This window comes from Flavobacterium sp. FPG59, assembly GCF_002150205.1.
Taxonomy (GTDB): domain Bacteria; phylum Bacteroidota; class Bacteroidia; order Flavobacteriales; family Flavobacteriaceae; genus Flavobacterium.
Window position 1 is genome coordinate 1 of the sequence record NZ_MTCA01000311.1, and the last position, 2,631, is coordinate 2,631.

Annotated in this window: 1 protein-coding gene; it reads left to right on the forward strand. The window is 34.9% G+C overall.

Annotated features, from left to right (window positions below):
* Positions 1 to 60 precede the first annotated feature (60 nt).
* A complete protein-coding gene (locus tag FPG59_RS15430) occupies positions 61 to 2,469 on the forward strand; it encodes a thiamine pyrophosphate-dependent enzyme (RefSeq protein ID WP_086455438.1) in 2,409 nt (802 codons plus the stop codon).
* The last annotated feature ends 162 nt before the right edge of the window (positions 2,470 to 2,631 follow it).

Sequence of the window (2,631 nt, forward strand, 5' to 3'; positions counted from 1 at the left end):
GTGCTATGATAATAGGTTGTTTTTAAGTAAATTTGCAGCATAAAGTTATACTTTTCTATTATGATAAAAGAAAAAACCAATTCTGCATTGACATTTGAAGATTTCAAAATCGAAGTTTTGAAAGACTATACCACAGCAATAATAAGCCGTGAGTGCAGTTTATTAGGACGAAAAGAAGTATTAACAGGAAAGGCCAAGTTTGGAATTTTTGGTGATGGTAAAGAAGTTCCTCAATTGGCAATGGCCAAAGCTTTCAAAAATGGCGATTTTAGATCAGGGTATTACCGTGATCAAACTTTCATGATGGCAATAGGTGAACTTACAATTCAACAGTTTTTTGCTGGACTGTACGGTCATACCGATATCAAACATGATCCAATGTCGGCCGGAAGACAAATGGGTGGGCACTTTGCAACACACAGTCTTAACGAAGATGGATCATGGAAAGACTTAACAAAACAAAAAAATTCTAGTTCAGATATATCTCCTACTGCGGGCCAAATGCCACGTTTGTTAGGACTTGCTCAAGCCTCCAAGATTTACAGACAAGTATCAGGTATTCCAAATGCTGCAAATTTTTCTAACCAAGGAAATGAAATTGCTTGGGGAACCATAGGTAATGCAAGTACATCTGAAGGATTATTTTTTGAAACAATCAACGCAGCAGGTGTTTTACAAGTGCCAATGGTGATGAGTGTTTGGGATGATGAGTACGGTATTTCGGTTCATGCAAGACATCAAACTACAAAAGAGAATATTTCTGAAATATTAAAAGGATATCAAAAAGAAGCAGATACTAATGGGTATGAAATCTTTAGAGTAAAAGGTTGGGATTACGCTGATTTGATTACTACTTATGAAAAAGCAGCCACAGTTGCTCGTGAAAATCATGTTCCCGTTTTAATTCATGTAAATGAATTAACACAACCTCAAGGACACTCGAGTTCTGGATCACATGAGCGTTATAAAAATGCAGATCGATTAGCTTGGGAAAGAGAATTTGACTGTATTAGACAAATGAAGTTATGGATGATAGCCATAAACATTGCCTCACCAGAAGAGATTGAAGCAATTGACGCTCAAGCAAAAAAAGAAGTTTTAGAAGGTAAAAAAGCAGCTTGGACAGCTTTTCTTGAGCCAATAATTGAAGATCAAAAAGACTTAATAGCACTATTGCAAAAAATTGCAAGTACTAGTGCTCACCAAGAGCGCATCATGCAGTATGCAGGTGAACTAAGTGCTATAAAATCTCCTCTTAAAAAAGAAATCTTGGTTGTAGCTCGAAAAGTACTGCGATTGATTTTGAACGAATCTGGAAAAAATGAACTTTCACAGTGGATCACAAACTATACTAAGAAAGAGCAGATAAACTTCAGCAGCAATTTATTTTCAGAAACAAAGGAAAATATATTTTCATCAAAAATGGCATTACCTACTTATGCAGATGATGCAAAAGAAGATACTGATGGAAGAATGATTTTGCGTGATAACTTTGATGCTATTTTTACTAAATATCCTGAAACATTGATTTTTGGTGAAGATGCTGGAGCAATTGGCGATGTAAACCAAGGTCTTGAAGGAATGCAAGAGAAATATGGAGAACTAAGAGTAGCTGACGTAGGAATTAGAGAAGCAACTATTTTAGGGCAAGGAATAGGACTTGCATTGAGAGGCTTACGACCAATAGCCGAAATTCAATACCTAGATTATTTATTGTATGCGATTCAAATCATGAGTGATGATTTAGCTACTTTACGATATAGAACAGTAGGAAAACAAAAAGCGCCACTAATTATTCGTACACGCGGTCACCGTTTAGAAGGGATTTGGCATTCTGGATCACCAATGGGAATGATCATCAATGCAGTACGTGGTATTCATGTTTTGGTACCTAGAAATATGACTCAAGCTGCCGGATTTTATAACAGCTTGTTAGAGTGTGACGAACCAGCTCTAGTAATTGAATGCTTGAACGGATACCGTTTGAAAGAAAAAATGCCTTTGAACTATGGAGAATTCAAAACTCCAATAGGTGTTATAGAAACTTTAAAACATGGAAACGACATCACACTTGTTTCTTATGGTTCTACGTTGAGACTCGTACAACAAGCTGCAATAGAATTACAAGAAGTTGGCATTGATTGCGAAGTTATTGATTTACAATCACTTTTACCATTCGATATCAATAAAGACATTATCAAAAGTATTGCAAAAACAAATCGTTTACTAGTAATTGATGAAGATGTTCCAGGAGGAGCTTCGGCTTATATCATGCAACAAATTCTTGAGGAACAAAATGCTTATGAATACCTTGACAGTAAACCACAAACTTTAACTGCAAAAGCCCACAGACCTGCTTATGGTACTGATGGAGATTATTTCTCTAAACCATCGGCTGAGGATATTTATGAAAAAGTTTATGATATGATGCACGAAGTAAATCCATTAAAATTTCCTTCATTGTATTAATTTTTTAAATAAGTTAAAAACCAATCTAAATCAGATTGGTTTTTTTTAACCTAATTTTTCTAAAAAAACAATCCTCAACAAAAGTTAAACTCTACCGCACAACTTCCCATTTAATTATTTTTACTAAGAGTAAAATAATTATGATAAAATATAATTGGTTTG

Bases quoted from the DNA above. Each gene is read 5' to 3' on its own strand.
- FPG59_RS15430 (WP_086455438.1), top strand. From the start codon at position 61: ATGATAAAAGAAAAAACCAATTCTGCATTGACATTTGAAGATTTCAAA.